At 63.9% G+C, this 23,320-nt stretch carries 25 protein-coding genes; 12 read left to right on the top strand and 13 right to left on the bottom strand.

The window, feature by feature from the left end; all coding sequences use genetic code 11:
* The first annotated feature begins 360 nt into the window (after window positions 1–360).
* A complete protein-coding gene (locus D8Y22_RS21160; protein ID WP_141466620.1) occupies window positions 361–1,956 on the top strand; it encodes an alkaline phosphatase family protein in 1,596 nt (531 codons plus the stop codon).
* A 33-nt stretch (window positions 1,957–1,989) separates the two neighbouring features.
* On the opposite strand, the gene D8Y22_RS21155 is transcribed toward D8Y22_RS21160, so the two are convergent.
* Genes D8Y22_RS21155 through D8Y22_RS21145 form a run of 3 tightly spaced genes read right to left on the bottom strand, consistent with a single transcriptional unit; the run spans window position 1,990 to window position 5,357 of the window.
* Complete coding sequence (locus D8Y22_RS21155; protein ID WP_141466619.1) at window positions 1,990–2,724, bottom strand: NAD(P)/FAD-dependent oxidoreductase; 735 nt, start codon at window positions 2,722–2,724, stop codon at window positions 1,990–1,992.
* A 59-nt stretch (window positions 2,725–2,783) separates the two neighbouring features.
* Window positions 2,784–4,037 carry an MFS transporter gene (locus tag D8Y22_RS21150; protein WP_141466618.1) on the bottom strand — a complete coding sequence of 418 codons (1,254 nt, stop codon included), beginning with the start codon at window positions 4,035–4,037 and terminating at the stop codon, window positions 2,784–2,786.
* A gap of 27 nt (window positions 4,038–4,064) precedes the next feature.
* Window positions 4,065–5,357, bottom strand: coding sequence for an RNA-guided endonuclease InsQ/TnpB family protein (locus D8Y22_RS21145; RefSeq protein ID WP_141466617.1), 1,293 nt, complete (start codon window positions 5,355–5,357; stop codon window positions 4,065–4,067).
* A gap of 291 nt (window positions 5,358–5,648) precedes the next feature.
* Here D8Y22_RS21145 and D8Y22_RS21140 point away from each other — a divergent pair, with 291 nt between their 5' ends.
* Window positions 5,649–6,170, top strand: coding sequence for an SRPBCC family protein (locus D8Y22_RS21140; RefSeq protein ID WP_141466616.1), 522 nt, complete (start codon window positions 5,649–5,651; stop codon window positions 6,168–6,170).
* A gap of 215 nt (window positions 6,171–6,385) precedes the next feature.
* On the opposite strand, the gene D8Y22_RS21135 is transcribed toward D8Y22_RS21140, so the two are convergent.
* Window positions 6,386–7,453, bottom strand: a complete 1,068-nt coding sequence (locus D8Y22_RS21135) for a M42 family metallopeptidase (RefSeq protein ID WP_141466615.1) — start codon at window positions 7,451–7,453, stop codon at window positions 6,386–6,388.
* A gap of 111 nt (window positions 7,454–7,564) precedes the next feature.
* On the opposite strand from D8Y22_RS21135, the gene D8Y22_RS21130 reads away from it, so the two are divergent.
* Window positions 7,565–8,734: a thiolase C-terminal domain-containing protein gene (locus D8Y22_RS21130; RefSeq protein WP_141466614.1), complete on the top strand. Its 1,170-nt coding sequence runs from the start codon at window positions 7,565–7,567 to the stop codon at window positions 8,732–8,734.
* Window positions 8,731–9,117 carry a Zn-ribbon domain-containing OB-fold protein gene (locus tag D8Y22_RS21125; RefSeq protein ID WP_141466613.1) on the top strand — a complete coding sequence of 129 codons (387 nt, stop codon included), beginning with the start codon at window positions 8,731–8,733 and terminating at the stop codon, window positions 9,115–9,117. The genes D8Y22_RS21130 and D8Y22_RS21125 overlap by 4 nt, the downstream gene beginning before the upstream one ends.
* Window positions 9,118–9,171: 54 nt before the next feature.
* On the opposite strand, the gene D8Y22_RS21120 is transcribed toward D8Y22_RS21125, so the two are convergent.
* Complete coding sequence (locus D8Y22_RS21120; protein ID WP_141466612.1) at window positions 9,172–10,122, bottom strand: alpha/beta fold hydrolase; 951 nt, start codon at window positions 10,120–10,122, stop codon at window positions 9,172–9,174.
* A gap of 458 nt (window positions 10,123–10,580) precedes the next feature.
* Here D8Y22_RS21120 and D8Y22_RS23050 point away from each other — a divergent pair, with 458 nt between their 5' ends.
* Window positions 10,581–10,982 carry an alpha/beta fold hydrolase gene (locus D8Y22_RS23050; RefSeq protein WP_246084539.1) on the top strand — a complete coding sequence of 134 codons (402 nt, stop codon included), beginning with the start codon at window positions 10,581–10,583 and terminating at the stop codon, window positions 10,980–10,982.
* Window positions 10,970–11,332, top strand: a complete 363-nt coding sequence (locus D8Y22_RS23045; protein ID WP_246084538.1) for an alpha/beta fold hydrolase — start codon at window positions 10,970–10,972, stop codon at window positions 11,330–11,332. The genes D8Y22_RS23050 and D8Y22_RS23045 overlap by 13 nt, the downstream gene beginning before the upstream one ends.
* Before the next feature lie 39 nt (window positions 11,333–11,371).
* On the opposite strand, the gene meaB is transcribed toward D8Y22_RS23045, so the two are convergent.
* Together meaB and D8Y22_RS21105 are read right to left on the bottom strand one after the other, a co-directional pair.
* The gene (meaB, locus tag D8Y22_RS21110) at window positions 11,372–12,451 is read right to left on the bottom strand and encodes a methylmalonyl Co-A mutase-associated GTPase MeaB (protein WP_141466611.1); all 1,080 of its coding nucleotides are present in this window, start codon (window positions 12,449–12,451) and stop codon (window positions 11,372–11,374) included.
* A complete protein-coding gene (locus D8Y22_RS21105; protein WP_141466610.1) occupies window positions 12,448–12,864 on the bottom strand; it encodes a cobalamin B12-binding domain-containing protein in 417 nt (138 codons plus the stop codon). The genes meaB and D8Y22_RS21105 overlap by 4 nt, the downstream gene beginning before the upstream one ends.
* A gap of 251 nt (window positions 12,865–13,115) precedes the next feature.
* On the opposite strand from D8Y22_RS21105, the gene D8Y22_RS21100 reads away from it, so the two are divergent.
* Together D8Y22_RS21100 and D8Y22_RS21095 are read left to right on the top strand one after the other, a co-directional pair.
* On the top strand, window positions 13,116–13,787 hold the full coding sequence (locus D8Y22_RS21100; protein WP_141466716.1) for an HD domain-containing protein: 672 nt from the start codon (window positions 13,116–13,118) through the stop codon (window positions 13,785–13,787).
* A gap of 75 nt (window positions 13,788–13,862) precedes the next feature.
* On the top strand, window positions 13,863–15,107 hold the full coding sequence (locus D8Y22_RS21095; RefSeq protein WP_141466609.1) for a DUF7544 domain-containing protein: 1,245 nt from the start codon (window positions 13,863–13,865) through the stop codon (window positions 15,105–15,107).
* Between the two features lie 65 nt (window positions 15,108–15,172).
* Here D8Y22_RS21095 and D8Y22_RS21090 read toward each other — a convergent pair whose 3' ends face one another.
* From D8Y22_RS21090 to pyrG, 4 genes are read right to left on the bottom strand one after another with little or no spacing between them, the layout of a single operon-like run.
* Window positions 15,173–15,853, bottom strand: a complete 681-nt coding sequence (locus D8Y22_RS21090; RefSeq protein WP_174811937.1) for a LysE family translocator — start codon at window positions 15,851–15,853, stop codon at window positions 15,173–15,175.
* Window positions 15,854–15,866: 13 nt separating this feature from the next.
* Window positions 15,867–16,196, bottom strand: coding sequence for a DUF7126 family protein (locus D8Y22_RS21085; protein WP_141466608.1), 330 nt, complete (start codon window positions 16,194–16,196; stop codon window positions 15,867–15,869).
* Window positions 16,193–17,110, bottom strand: coding sequence for a glutamine-hydrolyzing GMP synthase (gene guaA / locus D8Y22_RS21080; RefSeq protein ID WP_141466607.1), 918 nt, complete (start codon window positions 17,108–17,110; stop codon window positions 16,193–16,195). Before guaA ends, D8Y22_RS21085 begins: the two co-directional genes overlap by 4 nt.
* On the bottom strand, window positions 17,110–18,813 hold the full coding sequence (gene pyrG, locus D8Y22_RS21075; protein ID WP_141466606.1) for a glutamine hydrolyzing CTP synthase: 1,704 nt from the start codon (window positions 18,811–18,813) through the stop codon (window positions 17,110–17,112). Before pyrG ends, guaA begins: the two co-directional genes overlap by 1 nt.
* Before the next feature lie 159 nt (window positions 18,814–18,972).
* Between pyrG and D8Y22_RS21070 the strand changes: the two genes are divergently transcribed.
* The 4 genes from D8Y22_RS21070 to D8Y22_RS21055 all read left to right on the top strand — a co-directional run bounded on the left by D8Y22_RS21070 (window position 18,973) and on the right by D8Y22_RS21055 (window position 22,355).
* A complete protein-coding gene (locus tag D8Y22_RS21070) occupies window positions 18,973–20,595 on the top strand; it encodes a hydroxysqualene dehydroxylase (protein WP_141466605.1) in 1,623 nt (540 codons plus the stop codon).
* Window positions 20,596–20,695: 100 nt separating this feature from the next.
* Window positions 20,696–21,625, top strand: coding sequence for a PH domain-containing protein (locus D8Y22_RS21065; protein ID WP_141466604.1), 930 nt, complete (start codon window positions 20,696–20,698; stop codon window positions 21,623–21,625).
* Between the two features lie 54 nt (window positions 21,626–21,679).
* Entirely contained in the window at window positions 21,680–22,051 is a 372-nt protein-coding gene (locus tag D8Y22_RS21060) for a cyclophilin-like family protein (protein ID WP_141466603.1), read from the top strand.
* Between the two features lie 76 nt (window positions 22,052–22,127).
* The gene (locus D8Y22_RS21055) at window positions 22,128–22,355 is read left to right on the top strand and encodes a hypothetical protein (protein ID WP_141466602.1); all 228 of its coding nucleotides are present in this window, start codon (window positions 22,128–22,130) and stop codon (window positions 22,353–22,355) included.
* Window positions 22,356–22,467: 112 nt separating this feature from the next.
* On the opposite strand, the gene D8Y22_RS21050 is transcribed toward D8Y22_RS21055, so the two are convergent.
* Window positions 22,468–22,686, bottom strand: coding sequence for a hypothetical protein (locus D8Y22_RS21050; RefSeq protein WP_141466601.1), 219 nt, complete (start codon window positions 22,684–22,686; stop codon window positions 22,468–22,470).
* 171 nt (window positions 22,687–22,857) lie between these two features.
* Window positions 22,858–23,319, bottom strand: a complete 462-nt coding sequence (locus tag D8Y22_RS21045; RefSeq protein ID WP_141466600.1) for a universal stress protein — start codon at window positions 23,317–23,319, stop codon at window positions 22,858–22,860.
* Window position 23,320: the final 1 nt, after the last annotated feature.

Raw genomic sequence — 23,320 nt, 5'->3', positions numbered from 1 at the left:
TGGCTAGCCAACCACCACTGTCGATCATACCCAAGCGGCTGTTACGGCAGGGGTTTGTTATGACGCCCTTTTTCCAGCACCGGAGCGGCTACGTATCCGTGCGAGTCGACCCAGTCGTCCCGGGCCGTCCGTGAACGGCTATCGGCGGTCTGGGAGATGCTATCGGTCGCTTGTAGCGTCTGTTCGCCAGCAGTGACTCTCGAGACGACTAATGGTAACCTCACCGAACATGCGTCTGTTCGGTCTAAGAGAGCATTACGTCGACCGAACGCGATTCGAACGCTTCGCCGCCATCGGTGAACACTCTCTATAACAAAGCGGCCAACGAGTCACCACCACAGCAGGTTTCTCGATACAATCATGAGCGGATCAACCCCTACTTCGGAGCGCGCGTTCGTCCTCGGCCTCGATGGCGTGCCGTGGCGCCTCATCGAACAATGGTGTGAGGCGGGCCATCTCCCGAATTTCGGTCGACTGCGCGAGGAGGGCGCATCCGGCCCACTCGAGAGCACGACCCCGCCGACGACGCCACTCGCGTGGCCCTCGATCGCGACCGGCGTCTGGCCGGACAAACACGGCATCTACGGCTTTCAGAACCTCTCCGGGACCTACTCCCACGAGATGTATACCAGTCGGGATCTTCGCCAGCCGTCGCTGTGGGATCAGCTCTCGCCGGCCCACGTCGGCAACGTCCCGATGACGTATCCGGTCAGTGAGATTGACGGCAGCATGGTGACGGGAATGATGACGCCATCGACCGACCAGTCGTTCGTCCACCCACACGCCCTCCGCGAGAACCTCGAGCGCGACATTCCCGACTACGAGATCAGCCTCGACTATCCCGAGTACGCCGACCGCCTCGAGGCGTTCGAGGGCGCCGTCGACGACATGCTCGCGGCCCGGCGACAACTGATGGATCTCCAGATGGAACGCGCTGGCGACGACTGGCAGCTCTTTTTCTTCGTCTACACGGCCCCGGACCGCTTCCAGCACCTCGTCTGGGAGATGGATCGATTGCTCGAGCACTATCAACAGCTCGACGAGATTCTTGGGGAGGTCATCGCCTACACGGACCGACACGACGCCGATCTCTACGTCGTCTCCGACCACGGCTTCGGCGAAATCGAGCAACTGGTCTACGTCAACCACATCCTCGAGCGCGAGGGCTATCTCACCAGACGCGAAGACGAGGGGACCCGCGGCGCACTCGCGAGTCTCGGCATCTCGCGCGACCGGATCACGGGGGCCTTAGAGCGGGTCGGCATCTCCGAAGAGGTGTTGGTCTCGAGACTGCCCCGAACGCTGCTCGATTCGGTCGCCGAGCAGATCCCGGGCGATCACACCCTCTACGACGTGGACTTCGAGCAGACGACGGCATTCGTCCACGACGCCGGAAACTGCTATATCAACGATACCGAGCGCTTCGAAAACGGCACCGTCGATCCGGCCGACGTGCCGGAACTCAAGGCCGAGCTCACGGATATCTTCGACTCGGTAACGACCGACGACGGCACGAAACTGCTCACGGTTGCCGACGGTGACGAGCTGTTCCCGACCGACGACCACTCGCCGGACCTGATCGTCAACGCCATCGACGGCTACGAATCCCGCAACGCGATCACCGACGAACCGCTCGGCGACACCGGTACCTACGCCGCGAGTCACCGCTCGACCGGCATCATGCTCTGTCGGGGCCCGTCGATCGAGCCGGGTGCAACGCTACGTGGCGCCCGCGTCGTCGACGTTGCCCCCACACTGTTACATGGCATCGGCGAACCAGTCCCCAAAAACGCCGACGGGCGCGTCCTCTTCGATGCTTTCGATTCGGCGGCCCGTCCCTCCAAGACCAAAGTCGAACGGATCGCCGTCTCGAGGGCGGACCGCGAGGAGGAAGACGTCGACGAGGACTTCGACGAGGTCGAGGACCGGCTGAAGGGGCTCGGATACATGGAGTGACGGCCACTCCGTTTTGACCGACTATCGGGCTGCCTACTGCTCGAGGCTCGGGTGCATCGTCGGCCGGTTTTCGAGTGGCTCCGCGAACGCCTCGAGCATCGTCTCTCGCGCCCGCTCGTCGCGGCGTCGCCGTTCGTCGTCGTCGATCTCTTCACAGCCGGGCGGCACCTCACGACCGCGACCCGTGAAGTAGCCCTCGGGGGCGACCCAGTCGTGATAGAAGTTCGCGTCGGAGTCGTGGATCGCTGCCAGTCCGACCTTCGTGCCGTGGCCTGCCGCGACGATCGTCTGGTGGGGTTCGTCGGCGAGGCGCCCCGCCGCGTAGACGCCGTCGACGGCCGTCCGTCCGGCCTCGTCGACGTCGACGAAGTGCTTGCTGCCGCGTTGCATCCGTCCGACATCCAGCGGCACGAGATACTCGCTGTCGGACCACGAGGCCGCGATCACGCGCCGGGCCTCGAGTGGCTCCCCGCCGTCGGTCTCGAGGACGAACCCCGCCTCGAAATTCCCCTCCTCGATCGGTTCGACGCTCGTCACGCGCCCGAGTTCGAACGTCGCACCCGCAGTACTGGCCTGCTCGCGAGCCAGCTGTAGGTACCGGCGGGCGTCGACGCCGTCCGGAAAGCCGGGGTAGTTCTCGAGACTCGCGTTTCGGGCGAGAATCGATTCCCCGCCGTCTATCACGAGCGTCTCCAGTCCCGCTCGAGCCGTGAAGATCGAGGCGGCGAGTCCCGAAACGCCGCCGCCGACGATACAGACGTCTCGCATGACTCGTCATTTGTGGGATGTGGGTATAGAAGGTTCCCATCGCGATTTGTCGCGGGCCGTCAATCCGAGGTACCGGGTGCCGGCCGATCGGCCGACTCGAGGTAGACTCGATTGGAGTACAACAACAGGATACACGCCGTGGCGAGTACTGGGCCGACGGCCAGCAAGAGGAACCCGGTTCGCATGCCGACGACCTCGAGGAGGTAGCCGATGACGGTCGGTAAGGGTGCCCCGGTCAGCGTCACGGCGGTGAAGATGTAGCCGAAGGTTCGGCCCTCGTAGTCGGGTGGCGAGAGGTCGCTGACCAGCGCGTCGCGGGCCGGATTGACGCTGTAGAGGCCCGTTCCGAGGACGACGATCACGACCAACAGCAGCAGTGGGTGGAGATCGAACACCGCAAGCGCGACCATCCCCACCGTTGCGAGCGCCATACAGCCGAGTAGAATCGACCGCGAGTCGTACGTATCGGTCAATCCGCCCAGAATCAGTTGCATGACCGCCCCGGCGACTAACAGCCCGGCAAAGTACAGATTGGCGACGGATTCGGCACCCACGGAGACGCCCATCACCTCGCCGGAGTAGGCGTAGACGGCGACGAGAAATGCGGGTAAAAACGTGTTGAGGCCGCGGGTCGACAGATTACTCGAGACGAAAAAGAGATAGACCATGACGATCGGGTAGAGATACGTTCGCCGGTCACTCGGCTGCGTCTCGTCGGCGGTATCGTCGTCCTCACCCGACTCGATCCGTTGGCCGGCCGGGACGGTTTCGTACTCGTCGCCTTGGAGAATTGCGTAGAGTCCAACCCCGTAGAGAACGCCGGCAACGCCAAAGAGAAAGATGATCTGGTGCCACGGGAGGAGCAACATTAACGCCGCGATGGCAGCGGGGGCTGCGGCGTCGCCCAACTTCGAGGACGCACCGAAGACGCCCAGCACTTTGCCTTTGCTGGTATCGCTGACGTTGTCGGTGATCATCGGATACCCCGTCGGGTGAACGACGGCTAATCCGACGCCAACGACCGCCATCGCGAGACACATGACGAGAAACCCGCCTTCGAAGTTGGCGCCGAGCACCTCGAGTGTCGCGAGTGGCGCGCCGAGTGTCGGTGCAAACGCGAACAACACGTACGCTGCGCCGGTGACCGCGAGCCCCGTCGGGAGCAAGTACTGGCGATCGATCCGATCCGAAAAGACGCCTAACGGCGCCTGGACGATTCCCATCCCGAGTGCGTATACGCTGATCAAGAGCCCGAGTTGCCACAACGGATACTCGAGGGCAACCGACAGTACCGGGATCAGCGGCGGGAGAATTCGATAGTAGACGTGCTGGGCGAAATGTCAGCTACCAACGGCTGAAGCCGTTGGCTTGTCGGTGGACTCCCGTTCTGCCGACACGTAGGTGTCGGACGCCACTTCAGTAGCGTTCACGGTCATTGTCCCCAACTTTAGGGCGTACTGACAGAACGCCCCTCCAGCGGGGGACTTCTGCCCTCGCTGGAGTTTGAGTGTGAGTTTCCGGGCGATATTTTTCGCCCCATTGTAGTCGGCGTTCGCCGAGTACGAACAGTCGAGACACTTGAAGTGCTGGCCATCACGATTCTCTTCGAGCGTACAGCCACACTTCGAGCATTGTTGGCTGGTATAGGATGGTTCGACTGTTTCGACCACGATACCAGCCAGTTCCGCCTTGTGTTCGGTCTGTTCTTGCAGTTCGCGGAACGCCCACTGTTGGAACTTCTTGTCGTCGCTGATACGCTCTCGAATCTGCTCCAGGTCCTCGAAGGCGATGTGCGTACAGCCGTGGCGCTTGGCTTCCGCGACGATCTCTTTGGAACACCGATGAAGGTAGTCTTCGCTCCACCGACCGAACCTTTGACCGATCCGCTGGAAGGTCAGGTGTGCGCTCCGTGTCCCAGTCTGTTGCAGGCTGGCCCGTCGTTTCTCGAACTCGCGGCGTTGGTGGTTAAGATAGTCGGCGTTCCCGACGAATGCACCCGTCGAGGTCACGGCGATATGGTCATCAACGTTGCAGTCCACGCCAAGCACGTTCGAATGCTCGGCTTTCTCAGGACGGGCAACGTCAAGTTCCCGTTCCATCGCTGCGTGGAGGTAGAACTCGTCGGCTTCGCTGTCGTAGTGGACAGTACTGGTCGAAAACGAGTAGTCGTCGTTCAGCAGGTATTCGCCGTGTGGTGTACCGTCTGGGTCGTCGGGGAGGTCGTATTCGCATTCGACTCTGCCGTTGACGGTGGCGAGGCTGACTTTGTCTCGGTAGTAGGTGCCAGCTCGCTTATCGTAGACGATGCTGAACGTGTCGTACTCTGGCTTACTGGTGTTTTCACCGTCAGCAAGCCGGTCAACGCAGTTGCCAATGTCGTCGGTGGCGCGTTTGATGGCTTTCTGGACGAGGTTCGCGTGCAGGTAGTCTGTTTCTTCACGAAGGTCGTCATAGATGGCGGCTTCGGCTTCGCTCTTGCTGGTTACACAGTCCTCGTCGGGGTACCGCCACGCCCAGTCTGCGGTGCGGTTCGCGCAGTACTGGAATTTGTCGTTGGTGGCGTGGAGGTCACTCTTGGGGTCGTCAGGCACGTCGAGACGGACGCGGACCGTTCGAGTCACCTCCCACGCCATGTACGTCACAGTAATGACTTCTCTTTAGTAATATTTTTCAATAACGTTAGGGAGTCAGCAATGCTGTAGTCGGTGGTTGCTTCGCGGAGCTTACGCGCTTCCTCCCACGGCTAAAGCCGGTGGGCTTCCGCGCTGTTACCGCTGTGACGAGCTGATAACGAGTGCAAACCGAAGCTCCCGACGCGACAGCCCATACATAGCACCGGGATGATTCTACTGGGAAAAGAGGCTACCGCATCGTTCGGCTCGCGCGATAGCAATCCTTACGTTCGAACGCCTGTTACAGCCGGTGTGGATAGGATTCTCCTCAGTACCGTCGCCTATCGCTCGCCCGAGGAGGTCTTTCCGTACGTCCGCTCGTTTACGGACTACCCGCGATACGCGACGCATTTGAAAGACGTTCGCGTCGACGGTGACGGCGGCGTCGGCTCCGTCTACGATCTCCAACTCGCCTGGTGGAAACTCAGCTATACGGCTCGCTCGAGGGTCGTCGATATCTCCGCCCCGGACTCACTCGAGTGGCAACTCGTCAACGATCTCGACGCCCGCGGCGAGTGGCGCGTCGAGCCCGAACCCGACGCTGCGCCCCCCGACTGGGAGACGGCGAGTCGGATCTACTTCGAAGCGGTGTACGACCCGCATTCGGCCGACGCCGACGCGATTTCGCTCCCGCGATTCGTCTCGATCGATCGAATCGTCGACAAGGTGCGTCCGCGCTTGCTCGAGGAAGCCGAACGGGTGGTCGAGCGACTCGTCGCGGATATCGAGGGCGATCACCGCTCGGTCAATTTGCGGGTCCACGAGGTTCCCTAGTACGGGATTACCACCGTCAGTGGCTCGCTGGCGATCGGCGGGCTCGTCGACGAACGCGGCGATCTACAGTATGAGCCTGTCCTGATAGACCGGTGAATATTCGGTTGTATTGGTCACACCAGTTCAACCGTCTCATACGGTTTACTGTACGTCATTTCCGGCGCAACCGCGACCCGGACGGCGGTTGCGCCGGTAAATCGTTACAGCAATCCGTATCAGAGCGTGTACTCGTGCTCGCCGTCCTCGCTCTCGAGGAACGCTTCCAGCAGGTCAATCGTCGCCGCGATGTCGTCGACGTGGGCGGTTTCGGTCGGCGTGTGGAGATACCGCGTCGGAATCGAAATTGCGCCGACGGGTTTCGCGCCAGCCGAGTTTTGGAACCCCCCGGTGTCGGTGCCGCCGGCGGGGAGGATCTCGAGTTGGTACGCGATCTCTGCCGCGTCGGCGACCGACTGCAGTCGCCTGTTGACTTTCGGGTTGGTGATGACGCTCGAGTCCTTGAGCTTGATCGCGGTGCCTGCGCCGAGATCGGTGACGTGTGCGCCGTCGTCGAAGCCGGGGACGTCGTTGGCGACGGTGACGTCCAGTGCGATCGCCAGGTCGGGATCGACGTCGACGCCCAGGGCCTGTGCGCCCCGCAGGCCGACTTCCTCCTGGACGGTCGCACAGAAGTGGATCGTGGCGTCGGGCTCGGTGAGCCGATCCGCGGCCTCGAGCATCGCGAACAGACAGACGCGGTCGTCCAGTGCTTTGCCGGTGACCGTCTCGCCGACGCGCTCGGTCGTCTGCTCCATCGTGACGAGATCGCCCGGCGAGATTCGGTCGGTCGCCTCCTCGTAGGGGAGGCCGATGTCGACGGCGACATCCTCGACGTCGGGCGTCTTCTCGCGCTCGTCGTCGTCCTGGGTGTGGGGCGGCGGCGAGCCGATGACGCCCGGTACGTCGCCGTCGTCGGTGTGGATCGTCACGCGCTGGGCCTTGAGGACGCGAGCGTCCCAGCCGCCGAGCGCGTCGAGTTCGACGAACCCGAAGCCGTCCTCGCTGCCGGCGACGTGGCGAACCATGAAGCCGATCTCGTCCATGTGGGCCGCGACGGCGACCGAGTAGTCGGTGTCGCCCTCGAGCGTGCCGACGACGTTGCCCATCGCGTCGGTGCGGACGCGGTCGACGCTGTCTGCGAACCGGTCGACGACGAGGTCGCGGATCCGATCCTCGTAGCCGGGGACGCCACTCGTCTCGGTGAGCGTGGCGAGCGCATCGATATCGACGGTCGGTGAACTCATACGTACACGTGATCCATCAGACGTGTTAAACGCGCGGATCGAACCTCTAGGGAGTCCGAAACGGCGACCGTAACCGCTGAGTATTAACGCCTCGATCCGATAGGGGTGTGCATGAGTGACGTACGCGTCGCCGGAACGGGTGTGACGCCGTTTGGCAGTACGCCCGAGCGGACGAGCCGAGACCTCTTCGCACGGGCGAGCCAAACGGCCTTCGAGGACAGCGACGTTCCTCGAGACGATGTCGAGGCCGTCTTCTACGGCAACTTCATGGGCGAACTGGCAGAACACCAGGGCCACCAGGGACCGTTGATGGCCGAAGCTGCGGGCGTACAGGCGCCTGCAACGCGCTACGAGTCGGCCTGCGCCTCGAGCGGGGCAGCCATCCGGGAGGCCGTCGTTCGCATCCGCAACGGCGAGGCCGATGTCGTCCTCGTGGGCGGCGCCGAGCGCATGACCAACCTCGGGACCGCGGGCGCGACCGAGGCGCTCGCCATCGCCGCCGACGATCTCTGGGAGGTTCGGGCCGGGATGACCTTCCCCGGAGCCTACGCCCTGATGGCACAGGCGTACTTCGAGGAGTACGGCGGCGAACACGAGGATCTGGCGCACATCGCCGTCAAGAACCACGAGAACGCGCTGACCAACGACAAAGCCCAGTACCAGAGTGCGATCGAGGTCAGCGACGTCCTCGAGGCGCCACAGGTCTCCTCACCACTCGGGCTCTACGACTCCTGTCCGATCTCCGACGGGGCGGCCGCGCTCGTCCTGACGAGCGAGGACTACGCCGAGGACAACGACCTCGAGGCCCCGGTCGCGATCACGGGGACCGGGCAGGGCGGCGACCGGATGGCCCTGCACGACCGCGAGTACCTTGCTCGCTCGCCGGCCGCGCGCGAGGCCGGCGCCGAAGCCTACGACGACGCCGGTATCGACGCGAGCGCCGTCGACTTCGCGGAGGTCCACGACTGCTTTACGATCGCCGAAGTGCTCGCGATCGAAGCGCTCGACATCGCGGGCGTCGGCGAGGGCATCTCGGCCGCTCGAGACGGGCGGACGACCGCCGACGGCGAGACGCCGGTCAACCTCTCGGGCGGACTGAAGGCCAAGGGCCACCCCGTGGGCGCGACAGGGGCGTCCCAGATCGCCGAGGCTGCGACGTTGCTGTCGGGCGACCACCCCAACAGCGAGTTCGTCGCGGACGCCACGACCGCCCTCGCGCACAACGCGGGTGGCACCGTCGCCAGTGCGACCGTCCACGTTTTAGCGGAGGTCGAGCCATGAGCGACGCGGTCGGCGACGCCGGCTTTGACGACTGGCTCGACGCCGCCGCCGAAGGCGAGGCCGACGCACTCGAGTGTCCCGAGGGCCACGGCTCGCTGCCGCCGCGACACGTCTGTCCGGAGTGTGGCGCGACCGACTTGACTGCGGTCCCGCTGCCGGATACCGGAACGATCGAAACGTTCACCGTCACGCACGTCCCGACGCCGGCCTTCGAGGACGACGCCCCCTACGCGACCGCGATCGCCGACTTCGGTCCCGTCCGTATCACTGGCCAAGTCGTCAATGCGGATCTCGAGACGGTCGAAAACGGACTCGAGGTCGCCCTCGAGGTTACGGTTTCGGAGACGACAGGTGAGCGCGTCCTCGGCTTCGAACCGGCGTAGCGGCCCCGAGCTATCGGTTCACATCGCGCCGGAAATGACTTCCAGTAAACCGTATCAGTCGTCGGTGTCGGCGTCGACATCCGCGTGTAGCAGTTCTGCGATCAGATACTCGACGAACTCGTCGGGGTGTTCGACGTGGGGAAGTTGGGTCGCGTAGTCGATGACGACCAGTTCGAGGTCGGCGGCTTCGGCGAGGTCGCGACCGTCTCGCAGCGGGACGAGTTCGGCGTCCCGGCCCCAGACGAGCGTCGCGTCGGTCTCGAGGGCGGCCAGTTCGGTCTGGAGGTCGAGGTCGGGATCGACCGTGCCGGCGGCGAAGGAAGCGCCGGCGTAGCGAGCGCCGGGCTGGTGGGCGCTCGCCCAGGCGTGGGCGACCATGTCGTCGTCGACGTTCGAACTGTCGTAGAAGCCGTCCCGATCGTAGAAGTATCGTATCGAGGGTCGACTCGAGAGCAGGTTGTACGCCGTCGTGCCGACGATGGGCGTCCGGAGGAGGGTCCGAAGCCAGGGTCGCTCGGCCATCGTCTCGTCGGTCGGACAGACCAAGACGAGGTGTTCGAACTCGCTTTCGGCGCCAGCGTCGACGGCGAACGCGCCCGACAGCGAGGACGCGACGACGATGGGGTCTTCGGTCACGTCCCTCGCGAAGTCCCGGAGGAACTCGGCATACAATTCGGCCGAGTAAACCAGCGGCGGCCGTTCCGAACGGCCGAACCCGGGGAGGTCGACCGCGACGACGTGGTACTCCTCGGCCAGTCGGTCGACGATCGACTGGAACTCGTGACTGCTCGCACCCGCATGGACGCCGTGGACGAGTAACATATCGGGTGCCGCGGGCTCGCCCGCGACCGTATATCTCGTCTCGATACCGCGCCAGCGATAGGTCCGCTCGATACCGGGAAGGGGATTCTCGAGGTCGCCAGCGCGTCGTTCGAGGAGGCGGTTGCCGAGAACGGCCGCGCCGACCACACCGGCGGCTGCGCCGAGGACTGTTCGGGCTTTCATGCACCGCTTTACATCGGCGACGGTCTTCAAATTGCGGTTGTCGACGGTTCTCATAGGGCGTATCGTCGCCACTCGGCGATTCCGAGGCCCGATCTTCGGTGTTGTGGCTCGCTTTGATCGAGGAAATGTCTGTATTCTGATAATACTTCTTCTCACTCCAGATCCGTCTCGTCGATAGGCCGGTGTCACCCACAGGGTAGGGCTATGTTATCTCGCAGCATAGGTGGCGGTGGATGAGTCGACCATGGCAGACAAACCACCAGCGGAGAGGAGGCCAAACGAGAGACCACCGGACGGACGGAGAGCGATTGATACGGATTGTTGTAGCGTTTTACCGGTGATCACCCGGACGGGGTCGGTGATCACCGGTAAAGAACTACAACGGTCCGTATGAAACAGTCACGTCCCCGGACGGGGCCGAAATCGCCGTCGAACGAACGGGACGGGGACTGCCGCTCGTGCTCGTCCACGGCGCCGTCAGCGACCATCGGTTCTGGGAACTCGGCGACGTTCGTCGAAGCTTCGCAAAACACCGAACAGTCCACGCAATGGACTATCGGGGGGTCGGCCAAAGCGGCGACGGCCCGGCTTACGAGCTCGCTCGGGAGTTCGAAGATGTCGCTGCGGTCGTCGACGCTACCAGCGAGCCAGCGGCGCTGCTCGGCCACTCCGGCGGGGCTTTACTGGCGATCGAGGCGGCGCGTCGGACCGACAATCTCGAGGCACTCGTTCTGTACGAACCGCGGATCCAGATGCCCGCAGAGACCGGTGAGGAAGCCCAGGCGGTATTCGACGACATGCGAGCGCTGCTGAAGAGGGGAAAAACGAGGAGGCGATCGTCGAGTTCTTGCAGGAGATAGCTCGATCCACGCCGGAAGAGATCGACGCACAGCGGACGGCTCCCTACTGGAACGACGTCGTGGATGCGGCCCACGTCTGGCTCCGTCACCTCGAAGCCGGAGTGGACTACGAGTTTGACCCCGACCGGTTCGCGAGCCTGACGACGCCGACGCTGCTGTTGACCGGTAGCGAAAGCCCGCCAAACCTGCAAGACGCGACAGCAATCGTCGACGAGGCGCTCCCGAACAGTCACGTCGTGACGTTCGAGGGTCACGCACACGAGGCGATGCTCACCGCACCGGACCGCTTCATCGAGCTAGTCCTGCGCTTCATCGACGACCCGAACGCCGACTCGCGCCATCCCGCCTGACCGCCGCGTAGGATCCCGGTCGACCCGCAGCGCCAGTCGTTACGCGGCGTCGGACGGCTCGACGTCGACCTCCTCGAGGCAGTCCTCGAGCGGCGCCAGGACGTCGTCGGCGATCGAGTACGGATCCGTTTCGCCCTGGCGAACCGATTCCGCGAGCGCGTCGACGCCGCCGGCGGCCTCGAGTTCGGCCTCGAGCATGGCGTGGATGTCTTCGCGCAGGAGCGTTCGAACCTCCTCGGCGTAGCGACCGCGAACCTGGGTGGCGTGTTCGCCCGACTCGAGGAGATACTCGCGGTGAGCGCCGAACTCGTTGAGGAGGTCGTCGACGCCGGTCCCTTTCGTGGCGACGGTTTCGACGATGGGTGTGGTCCAGCCCGTCTCGTCGGTCGTGTCGTCGTCCTCGCCATTCCAGTCGTCGTGGGCGTCGATGACGTCCTGGCTGTGGTGGCCGCCGGCGCCGCCGCTCATGCCACCCTCGTTGCCCAGCTGGATCATATCCCGGAGTTCCTGAACGGTTCGATCGGCGCCGTCCCGGTCGGCCTTGTTGACGACGAAGATGTCCGCGATCTCTAAGATGCCGGCTTTCAGCGTCTGGATGTCGTCGCCGGACCCGGGGGGAACGAGGACGGCGACGGTGTCTGCGGTCCGGACGATGTCGATCTCGTTTTGTCCGGCACCGACGGTCTCGATGATGACCTTGTCCTTGCCGAAGGCGTCCATCGCCTTGACGGCGTCTGCCGTCGCCGTCGAGAGGCCACCGAGGGTCCCGCGGGCGCTCATCGAGCGCACGAAGACATCCATATCCCCCACAGTGGAGGCCATCCGGATGCGGTCGCCCAGCACGGCCCCGCCCGTAAAGGGCGAGGAGGGATCGATCGCGATAATGCCGACCGTCTCGCCCCGTTCGCGATAGGTCTCGGCGAGTTTGTCGACCAGCGTCGATTTGCCGGCGCCCGGACTGCCCGTGATGCCGATGACATCTGCGTTGCCCGTGTGCGCGTAGAGCTCCGAGACGAGCTCTCGATAGCCCGGCGAGCGATCCTCGATCTTCGAGATGACGCGAGCCAGCGCGCGGTGTTTCCCCGCGAGCAACTCCTCGAGTAACGTCTCCTCGCTCATCGCTCGGGGGCGTTCTCGCGGACGAATTCGATCGTCTCCTCGATCGATGTCCCGGGGCCGAAGACTGCGGCGACACCCTCGTCTTTGAGTTGCTCGCGGTCTTCGTCGGGGATAACGCCGCCGGCCAGCACGAGGGTATCCGCTTTGGCGTCGTACTCCTCGAGCCCGTCCATGATCTTCGGGACGAGTGTATCGTGTGCGCCCGACAGAATCGAGATGCCAAGCACGTCGACGTCTTCCTGGACCGCTGCCTGGACAATCTCTTCGGGTGCCTTGTGTAGTCCGGAGTAGATCACTTCGAATCCGGCATCACGGAACGCGCGTGCGATAACGTGGGCCCCACGGTCGTGGCCGTCGAGGCCAACTTTGGCGACGAGACACCGAATCGACTCTCCTTCCTGTTCGCTGCTCATACCCTCCTGTTTCCGGGCCGCCTGTTTGACTTTAACGGATGACTATGATGAACACACGCATTGACGACAGGTTCGACGACCGCGGCCCGTCGAGAACCGACGAGCGCAAGCGACGACACTCGACAGCTGATCGAAGTCTCGACCTCGAGACGGTCAACGAAACCGGAACTAGCCCGAACCAAAGGCTAAAGAGTGCAACGATCGAACATTCCAGTAATGACTATCGTTCGTTTACTGCGGAGGGATCTTTCGTGGGCGTCGAAATAAAAGAGACCAGGGTAACTGACGAAGAGTTCGAGGAGATGAAAGCCTTCGTCTTCGAGTATCTCGCAGCGAGCGTCGAGAAGGAGACCGAAGGCGGTCGCATGCGCTGGTACCCGTGGCACTCCGCGGAGTACCGTCACAACCACATCCTCAACGTGGTCGCACTCGCCGAAGAGATCGCTCGCGAGGAGGGTGCCGATGTCGATATCACGCGCGTTGCCGCCCTCTTTCACGACGTTGCCAAACTCGAGACCGACCAGGAACTCCACGCCGAGGCCGGCGCCCGCGTCGCTCGCGAGTACTTGGAAGCCCGCGCCGAGTATCCAGAGTCGTTCATCCAACAGGTGTGTCGCGCGATCGAACATCACTCCTATCAGGGCGATCTGACCGACCTCTCGCGTGAGACGCAGTCGCTCATCGAGGCCGATCTGCTCGATAAGGTCGGGGCCAACGGCACCGTCCTCATGCTGTTGCGCATGGGCTATGAAGCCCGTACCCACATGGACGCCGACGAGATGGTCGATCGGGTCCTCGAGCGGGGTTACGATGCCGCCTCGCGCGTCCAAAGTGACACCGCAGAGAGCATCGCCCACCAGCGCCTGAAACGCGTGACGTGGTTCCGAGAGTGGCTCGAGGACGAAATCGCGGCGATCGGATAACCGTCGACCGTCGTCGCTGGTTTTCGACGCGTCATCGAACGATATTTATCAACCGCCACTAGTTACGAGAGTAGCATGTACGCCGCTGACGACCTCGGTGACGCCCTCCACCTCACGAAGCGCTATCTCGGTGTACTCGGATTCGTCGACTATCTCAAACTCGCGGCTGTCGTCCTCGTTATCGGCGGTCTCGGGTTTTCGAACCAGTTTACCGGCGTCGATACCGAACCGATCGCAGCCCAGTTCGAATCACTCACTGGACTCGGCCTCGAGGCGGCGCTCGTCGTGGCCGGCCTCTCCCTCTACGTCGGCTTTCGGTACCTCGCTGCCGTCTTCGAGTTCGTCTTCGTCGAATCGCTCCGTTCGGAGACAGTATCCGTCCGATCGGACGCCGGTCAGAACCTCCGAGAGGCCCTCTGGTTGCTTCTGTTTCGGGCGGGGCTCTGGCTGGCTTTCGTCGCCGTCCTCGCGAGCGTGGCTGCCGTGTTCGTCCTCGGCGGGAACGTCGACGGCGTCGACGACGTGACTGCCGGCCAGATCCTGACGATGCTCGGCGTCGGGTTCGTCGGCTACGTCGGGTTGTGGATCGTCTATACCCTGACGACGGCCTTCGTCGTGCCGGTCATGCTCCTCGAGAACCGCGGGCCGATCGACGGCTGGCGACGCGTCGCGCCGGCGCTTCGATCGAACTGGACCGCGACGCTCGCCTTCCTCGCCGTCGGCTGGGTAATCGGTGCCGGCCTCTGGATCGTCTTCGCGTTCATCGGCATTTTCGCGATGGTCATCGGACTCTTCGTGAGTCTGTTCGTCCTCGCCCTGGTGAACGAAGGGGATCCTGCCTTCATCTACGTCGTCGGTGCACTCGCCATCCTCGGCGGTCTCGCCTACTCGTACGCGCTGTCCTTGCTCGAGGCGCCCGTCCGGAGCTACGTCCGGTACTACGCACTCTTGTTGCTGGGCGACACCGACGAGACGCTGGATCTCATCCCCGACCAACGCGGTGCGGTTCGATCTGTGGCCGGGACAACGGGGAGTCACCGCGGGACCACAGGTACCACTCAGAACTCGACTGGGTGGGGCGACTCGAGTGAGCCGACCGACTCCGAGACGGATTCCTGGGACGACTCGCCCAGTTGGGGTGCGTCGTCGGGCTGGGACGATGAATCGACAACCGGCGGGCGATCGGTCGACGACGGCCGGCACGATGATACTGATTCGAATGGCGACTCGAGCGCGATGTCCGAGTCCAACGACTCCGACGACTCCGACGACTCCGACGACTCCGACGACTCCGACGACTCCGACGATCCGTGGGCATAGACCCGACTCGAGACGAGTAGCTCCAGGCAAAAACAGATCGCCAACAACCGTCTATGGGTTCCCGATCAGACGACTCGAAGCGCACCCATCGCCAGAAAGCCGAGTCCGAAGCCGACCAGGACGACGGCACTTCCCGCGGCGACGATCGGTGCGGCGGCGTCGATGCGCCGGCCCGCCGAGACCAGCGCCGCCGGGTAGACGACGATCCAGACGGCGATGCCCGCGAAGAAACCGACCAGTAGCGACGGCGACCCGGTCTGGACGACGAGCGTTCCCGCGAGGGCCTCGCCAAGTGCCGGGACGTAGGCCAACACGTCGAGGGTGCCCGCCTCGAGCAAGCCGACGCCGACAGTCACCCAAAAGCCGATCTGGTACGGATTGGTCAACGAGAGCGCGAACGTCTTGCGAAAGCCGCTCGAGGTGTCCTGCCCGCCGTCGGTAAAGGAGGCGGCGGCTCTGGCTTCCTCGATCGCGCCGACCGCGAAGTACAGCATGAGCAGGCCGCCGCCGAAATAGAGCAACGGCCGGACCGCCGGATAGTGGTCGATGACGGCGACGACGCCGGCGAGCGTCAGGACGAAAAAGAGCACGTCGGCGGCCATCGCGCCGAGGCCGGCCGAAAAGCCGGCGGTCCAGCCGCGGACGACGCTCTCCTCGGCGATGATGGCGTTCATCGGGCCCGGCGGTGCGGCGAGTGCCAGTCCGAAGACGGCGCCTGCAGCGAGCGTGATACTCGTCGCGATCATGAGGACCGCCCCGTCACTGCGTGGCTAACTCGTCGGCGACGACGCTCGCGTCCATCAACTTCGGATCGATCGCGAGATCCAGCTGGGCCGAGACGAACTCCGGAATCGTCCGATTCGCGTAGACGACGGTCCGAACGTCGTCGTTCAGATCGCAGACGATCGGGATCGTCGTCGCCTGATCGAGGTCGGTGAGCACGTACAGATCGGCCTCGAGCGCGCCCGCCTCCTCGAGTTCGGGTCGGCTGATGACGCCGTCGAGCCGGGAGACGGCGACGCCTTCGGCCTCGAGAGCCGCGCCAATGTCGTCCTCGTCCGGTCCGGCGACGATAGCGTCCATACTCATTCGTACTCGATGGTCGCGGGCGGTTTGTGGGTCACGTCGTAGACGACGCGGGCGACGTTGTCGTTCTGGCCCGTAATGCGAGACTGGATGCGCTGGAGGGTCTCCCAGTCGATCTCCTGGGCGCGGGCGGTCATCCCGTCGCGGGACTCGACCGAGCGAACGGAAACGACCCAGCCGTGGACGCGGTTGTCGCCTTTGACGCCCGTCGCCTTCCCGATGACCGCCGCGAGGGCCTGCCACGGTTCGTACTCCTCGAGTTCCTCTTCGACCACGTGACAGGCGTGGCGGGCGACCGCGAGTTTCTCCTCGGTGACCTCCCCGATGACCCGCACGGCGAGTCCGGGACCGGGGAACGGCATCCGCTCGGCGACGATCTCGTCTAAGCCGAGGTGGCGCGCGACCTCCCGAACTTCGTCCTTGTAGAGGTCACGAACGGGTTCGACGATGCCCTCGAAGTCGACGACATCGGGGAGGCCGCCGACGTTGTGGTGTGATTTGATCCCGCCCTCGCTCTCGATGCGGTCGGGGTAGATCGTCCCCTGGACGAGGTAATCGGCATCGGCGTCTGTCGCTTCGCGCTCGAACTCCCGAATGAACTGTTCGCCGATGACCGACCGCTTCTGTTCGGGGTCCGTGACGCCGGCAAGCGCCTCGAGGAAGCGATCTTTCGCGTCGACGATCCGCAGCGACTCCATGTAGTCGAACGTCTCGCGGATCTGGTCGGTCTCGCCTTTCCGCATCAGGCCGGTGTCGACGTAGACCGGCGTGAGTCGGTCGCCGATAGCCTCGTAGGCCAGCGCGGCGGCGACGCTCGAGTCGACCCCGCCCGAGAGGGCGATGACGGCGTTTGCGTCGCCGATTTCGGCTTCGATCTCTTCGACTGCGTCTGGAACGAACGTCTCAGTGTCTACCATTAGTGGGTAACCTCCGTTTCGGTGTCGTCGGCTGTCTGACCGTCCGTCTTGCCGATCGATTGACCGTCTGCATCGTCGTGTTCTTCGGCCGCGGTGACGGCCTCGACCAGGCCCAAAAACGGCGGGCTCGGCTGGCCGGGTCGGGACGTGTACTCGGGGTGGAACTGCGTCCCGAGGAAGTAGGGGTGGTCCTCGAGTTCGAGAATCTCCATCCGGTTGCCCGCGGTGCCCGAGAACGTCAGGGGCTCGTCCTCGAAGGCGTCGAAGTACTCCGGATTGACCTCGTAGCGGTGGCGGTGGCGCTCCGAACAGGACGTATCGTCGTAGAGGTCGTAGGCGAGCGTCTCCGGCTCGATGACGGTCGTGTGCTCGCCCAGGCGCATCGTCCCGCCCATGTCCTCGACCTCGTACTGCTCGGGCAGGATGTCGATGACGGGATGGGGCGTCTCCTCGTCCATCTCCGCGGAGTGAGCGCCCTCGAGGCCCAGCACGTTGCGGGCGTACTCGACGACGGCCATCTGGAAGCCCAGACAGAGCCCGAGGAAGGGAATGTCGTTCTCGCGGGCGTAGCGGACGGCCTCGATCTTGCCTTCGGAGCCGCGCATCCCGAAGCCGCCGGGGACGATGACGCCGTCGGTCCCCTCGAGTTGGCCGTCGTGGCCGTCGGCCAGGTCGTCGGCCGGCACCCAGTGGACATCGACGTCGACGCCGACCTCGAAGCCGGCGTGTTTCAGCGACTCGTGGATCGACATGTAGGCATCCTCCAAGTCGTACTTGCCGACGAGCGCGACATCGACGGTGCCTTCCTTCTCGGTCGTGACCGTCTCGCGCCAGTCGCTCGTGCGATCGGCCGGTGGCAGGGCCTCCTCGGCCATCCCGAAGTGCTCTAAAACGTACTGGTCCAGGCCCCCTTCCTCGACCATCAGCGGGACGTGATAGACGTCCTCGACGTCGGGGTTCGAGAACACCGCGTCGGTCGGGATGTCACAAAAGAGCGCGATTTTCTCTTTCGTTTCGGGATCCAGACGGTCCTCACAACGGCCGACGATCACGTCGGGCTGGAGGCCGATCGAGCGCACCTCCTTGACGCTGTGTTGGGTCGGTTTCGTCTTCTGTTCGCCGTTTTTCGAGTAGGGGACGAGGGTGACGTGGGCGAAGAGGACGTTCTCCTCGGGTTCCTCGTGAGCGAATTGGCGCAATGCCTCGAGGTAGGGCATCCCCTCGATGTCCCCGACGGTGCCGCCGACCTCGATGAGACAGACGTCAGTACCTTCGGCGGCCTCCCGGATCCGCCGCTTGATGTCGTCCGTAACGTGCGGGATGATCTGGACCGTCTTCCCGAGATAGTCGCCGGCACGCTCTTTCTCGATGACGTGCTGGTAGGTCTTCCCGGTGGTGATGTTGTGGTCCGAGGTCATGTCGATATCGAGGAACCGCTCGTAGTTCCCCAGATCGAGGTCGACCTCGCCGCCGTCCTCTAAGACATAGACCTCCCCGTGCTGGTAGGGATTCATCGTCCCCGCGTCGACGTTCAGATACGGGTCGATCTTGACCGCGGTGACGTCGAACCCGGCGTTTTTGAGGAGCCGGCCGGTGCTCGCGGCCGTGATCCCCTTGCCCAGTCCCGACATGACGCCGCCGGTGACGAAGATGAACTTGTTCCCCAGTTCGGGGTCATAATGAGTGTCCGATTCCGTCGGCATACCGAGTGTGCGCGTGAGCAGTTGAAAACGGTTTCGGAGGGGAGTCGACGAGACAGGGACTCCCACACCGCCGGACTCGAGTCTGCAGTACCAGTGTGGGGAGTCCGCACATCACTGTTTGGGGCTGCGTTTACAACTGTCGGGCTCTGACCTCCGTCAATGACGCAAGTCGCTGTTCTGGGCGGCGGTGTCGGCGGTCTGTCGGCGGCACACGAACTCGCCGAGCGAGGGGTCGACGTCAGCCTGTTCGAGGCGAGAGCGCGGTTCGGCGGGAAGGCCAGATCGATGCCGATCGACGGCGAGGGGACGCTTCATGGCGAACACGGCTTCCGGTTCTTTCCGGCGTTCTATCGCCACGTCGTCGACACGATGGCACGGATACCGGACGGAAACGGAACCGTCGCGGACAATTTGGTGCCGACGAGCGAGACGCTAATCGCAGGCATCAGCCGACCCGATCGGCTCGGCGAAACCGGGACGCCGACGACGGTCCGGGAGTGGTTCCAGCGCCTGCAACCCGCGTTCGCGGATGACCTCCCCCGTCGCGACGTTCGATTCCTCCTCGAACGACTTTGCTACCTGCTGACGGCGTGTCGAAAGCGGCGCGAAACGGAACTCGAGGCGATGTCCTGGTGGGAGTTCGTCGATGCCGAGCACCGCTCGCCCGAATTCCGTGATCGCCTCGCCTACGCGACACAGTCGCTGGTAGCGCTCCGGCCACAGGTCGGCAGCGCTCGAACGATCGGCACAATCTATCTCCAGTTACTGTTCGGTCAGCTCGATCCAACCCGGCCTGCCGAGCGAGTGCTGAACGGACCGACGAACGACGTGTGGATCGATCCCTGGATCGATCGGTTGACGGAACTCGGGGTCGATCTACACGCGGCGACGCCGGTCGCCGACCTGACCCTCGACGGAGACCGGGTGTCGACCGCCGTGCTCGAAGATGGCCGCACCGTCGCCGCTGACGAGTTCGTCCTTGCGGTTCCGGTCCACGTCGCTCCCGAGTTCGTCACCCCGTCGCTCGCCCGAGCGGCACCGGCACTCGCAGGAATCGACCGCCTCGATACCGCGTGGATGAACGGTATCCAGTTTTATCTCGACGACGACGTCGAACTCACGCGGGGCCATCAGGTCTACACGGAGTCGCCATGGGCACTGACCTCGATCTCACAGCGGCAGTTCTGGGACGTCGCTGCCATCGACCGACGGGCTCCCGACCAGGTCGAGGGTGTGCTCTCGGTCATCGCGTCGGAGTGGGACACACCCGGCGTGGTCTACGAGAAGTCGGCGAGGAACTGTACGCGCGAGGAGATCGCCGAGGAAATCTGGACGCAGGTGCAGTCCCATCTCAACACGAACGGCACCAGACTCCCCGAGGATGCGCTCGTCGAGTGGTTCTTGGATCCCGCTCTCGTCGAGACCGAAAGCGGCGTCGAGAACCGATCGCCGCTGTTGATCAACACCGCCGGATCGCTTCGACATCGACCGCCCGCCGATACTGCCGTCGAAAACCTCTCGATCGCCGGGGACTACGTTCGAACGAACACCGACCTGGCTTCGATGGAATCCGCGGCCGAAGCCGGACGCCGGGCCGCAAACGCCATCCTCGAGCGCCACGGCTATGACGACCCGGCACGGATCTGGGAGCTCCAAGAGCCGGCAGTCTTCGAGCCGTTCAAACGCCAGGATCGGCTTCGCTATCGGCTCGGATTGCCACACCCTGCCAAAGTGACTCACTCGCTTCGATCCCTGCCGAGAGCAGTACGCCGGTCCGTGTGACAGGGTGGTTACAACGGCGAGGGTCGGTCCCAGGAATCTCGCCGCGGCCCTCGAGTCGTCAGTTCGGTAGCATTATCATCGACGGCGTGGACCGATTCATATGGCCACCCAGCAGGTCCCGGAGTTGGCCGATTTCGACGGCTCTAGTCTCGGCTTTACGGCGGCGCTCGCGTTCTACGTCGGCGTGATCGTCGCCGGCGTCGTCACGCTCGGGAGCGTCGTCGCCGGGGCGGACAACGCGACCATCCTGTCGACGTTTCCGACCGTCGTCACCGCCGTGACCGTCCTCGGTATCGTCTTCGTAAACCGAACGTCCGGACTGACGGTTCGTCTCGGTCGGAGTCGCCGTCGCCGACTCGTCTGGTTCCTCCCGGTGGTCGCGCTCGGCTCGGTCTGGTTCGCCCACCTCGTCGGTCTCGTAACCCTCGAGTGGCGACTCGGGTTCGCCATCGGATTGCTGTTCGTGCTTACGACCCCGCTTGCGGTCGGCGGCGCACGGATGGCTCGAAACCGCGTCGCCGCCGCGCGGACGCCCGACGATCCGATCGCGCAGTGGGACTGGCACCGAAGTGGGATCCTTACCCACCGGAGCGTCAGCACCGTGTTTCTTGGGATCGGTCTCCTGACCAGCGTCGCCTCGGTACTGGCAACCGGTTCGCTCTACGGACTCTTTTTCGCGGCCTACTGTGGCGCGTTGCTGTACTCGGTCTGGACCGATCGCCACGCGAACTTCGATCCGACGAACCGGTGGAACCCGCCGACGATCTCGGTTCACGAGCACGGTCTCCGCTTCGAGAAATCCCTCTCGCAGAAAGTCGTCCCGTGGGACGCGATCGAGTCGGTTCGGCTGACCGACGACGAACTCGTCCTCGAGCGTTCGGGATGGCTCGACGTTCGCTGTGATCGACGGACGATCGACGATCCCGACGCAGTCCTCGAGGCGATCGAACGCGCACGGACTGGTGGCAAACCGGTCGAACGCATCCCTACTGGTCCCGAACCGGAACGCGAGACCGAGACCAAACGATGAGTCTGCCGACGGTGAATCGGTGGCGAAAAGTAGTCCATTGCCGTCGCTCGTTCTATGACCGACCTTCGAGTCACCGTCGGCGAGTACGACCTCGAGGCGACCTGGACCGACGACGCGCCCGAAACCCGGGCGGCGTTTGCCAACGCGCTTCCTCTCTCGGGCGAGGCGATCCGCTGGGGTGACGAACTCTACTTCGACGCGTCGATATCCGTCTCGAACGAGAACGCACGCGAAGTCGTTCCCGAAGGCGCGATCGCCTACTGGCCTGCCGGCGAGAAGTGCTGTCTGTTCTGGGGACCGACGCCAGCCAGCGTCGACGACGAACCGCGAGCCGCTGCGCCCGTCACCGTCGTCGCCGTCCTCGAGGATGTCGCGGCGCTTTCCGGTCTCGAGGGCGGGGCCCGCGTGAGCCTCGATCGGTCGTGACCGACGCTCGAGTGTGTGTCGTTTCCAGTGTCACCGATGCGTAGGTTTTAGTCGGCGACGGACGAACGGGCGGCGTATGGGAAACGAGTCGAACGGCGGGCGTGCGTCGGCATTTCCGGACGGGTTCGCGGTCCCGATAACGGGACTGCTCGCGTTTCTGTTCGCGCTGCTGGCTGGCATGACCGTTTCGCAGGCTGTGTCGGGTTCGGCGAGTGATCTAGCGACGCCGGTGATCTTCGCCCTCGCCAGTCTCCTCTGTGTGTGGCTGCGACAGCGAGCGATTGCGAGCAAAGACGCCGCCTAATCGGATCTGGCCGGCGCCTTCTCGACGAGTCATACGGATTACTGTAACGATGTACCGACGCAACCGCTGCTCGGGTCGCGGTTGCGCCGGAAATGACTCACAGGAAACCGTATCACTGGTTTTTCGCGATCTCGAGCGAGATGAAAAAGCCGAAGTAGGCGGGAATGCCGGCGAGCATGAACATGTAGAACGCCCACCGGGGTGCGTCGGTAAAGACGACGTCGAACAGAAAGCTAACCAGGCCGACCCAGACGACGGCGAACATCAGGTCGTACAGCATTCCCCCACGGTTGTCACGAACGTGCTCGCGAAGGCGGTCAGTGAGACTCATCGTGGCGTTTCACACCGCGAGTGTCGTACGAGTTCGATCATAGTCTGTGGAAAGAAACGGTCGTACGTCAGTCTTGCGCGTTCGTCCGTTCAGACGGTCTGCTGTGGGTCGATGCCGGTGTGCCCGCGACCGCCCTGCGGGGCCACCGGGACGTCGTTCCACGCGACCGTATCAGTCGTCTTCCTGGTAGTCGACGACCAGCACCGGGGTGTGCGTGGATCGAAGGACGCGTTCGGTGACGCTGCCGAGCAACGCACGCCGGACGCCCGAGCGACCGTGGCTACCGATCACGATGAGGTCGATTTCGTGATCGTCTGCGTAGTTGGCAATCATCCGGTGGGGTTGTCCCCCCGCGTGGTGCTCGACCGCCGCGACGCCTGCTTTCTCGGCCTGTTCGGTCACGTAACTGGTTGCTTCCGTGGCGTCCTCGCGTAACTCGGTCATCCCCTCGAAGTTCCCTTGTCGGATCCGATCGACCTGTTCGGTACCGAGACCGTACGCCACTGCGTCGGTATCGGCGACGAACAACGCGTGGATCTCTGCGTCGTACCTCTCGGCGAGATCGATTGCGCTGTCGACCGCTGCCTGTGCGACGTTGCTGCCGTCCGTCGGAATGAGTATGCGTTCGTACATT

It is taken from the genome of Salinadaptatus halalkaliphilus, assembly GCF_006543045.1.
GTDB classification, from domain to species: domain Archaea; phylum Halobacteriota; class Halobacteria; order Halobacteriales; family Natrialbaceae; genus Salinadaptatus; species Salinadaptatus halalkaliphilus.
Note: the sequence above shows the minus strand (reverse complement) of the source record. Positions and strands in the feature narration are given on the sequence as shown.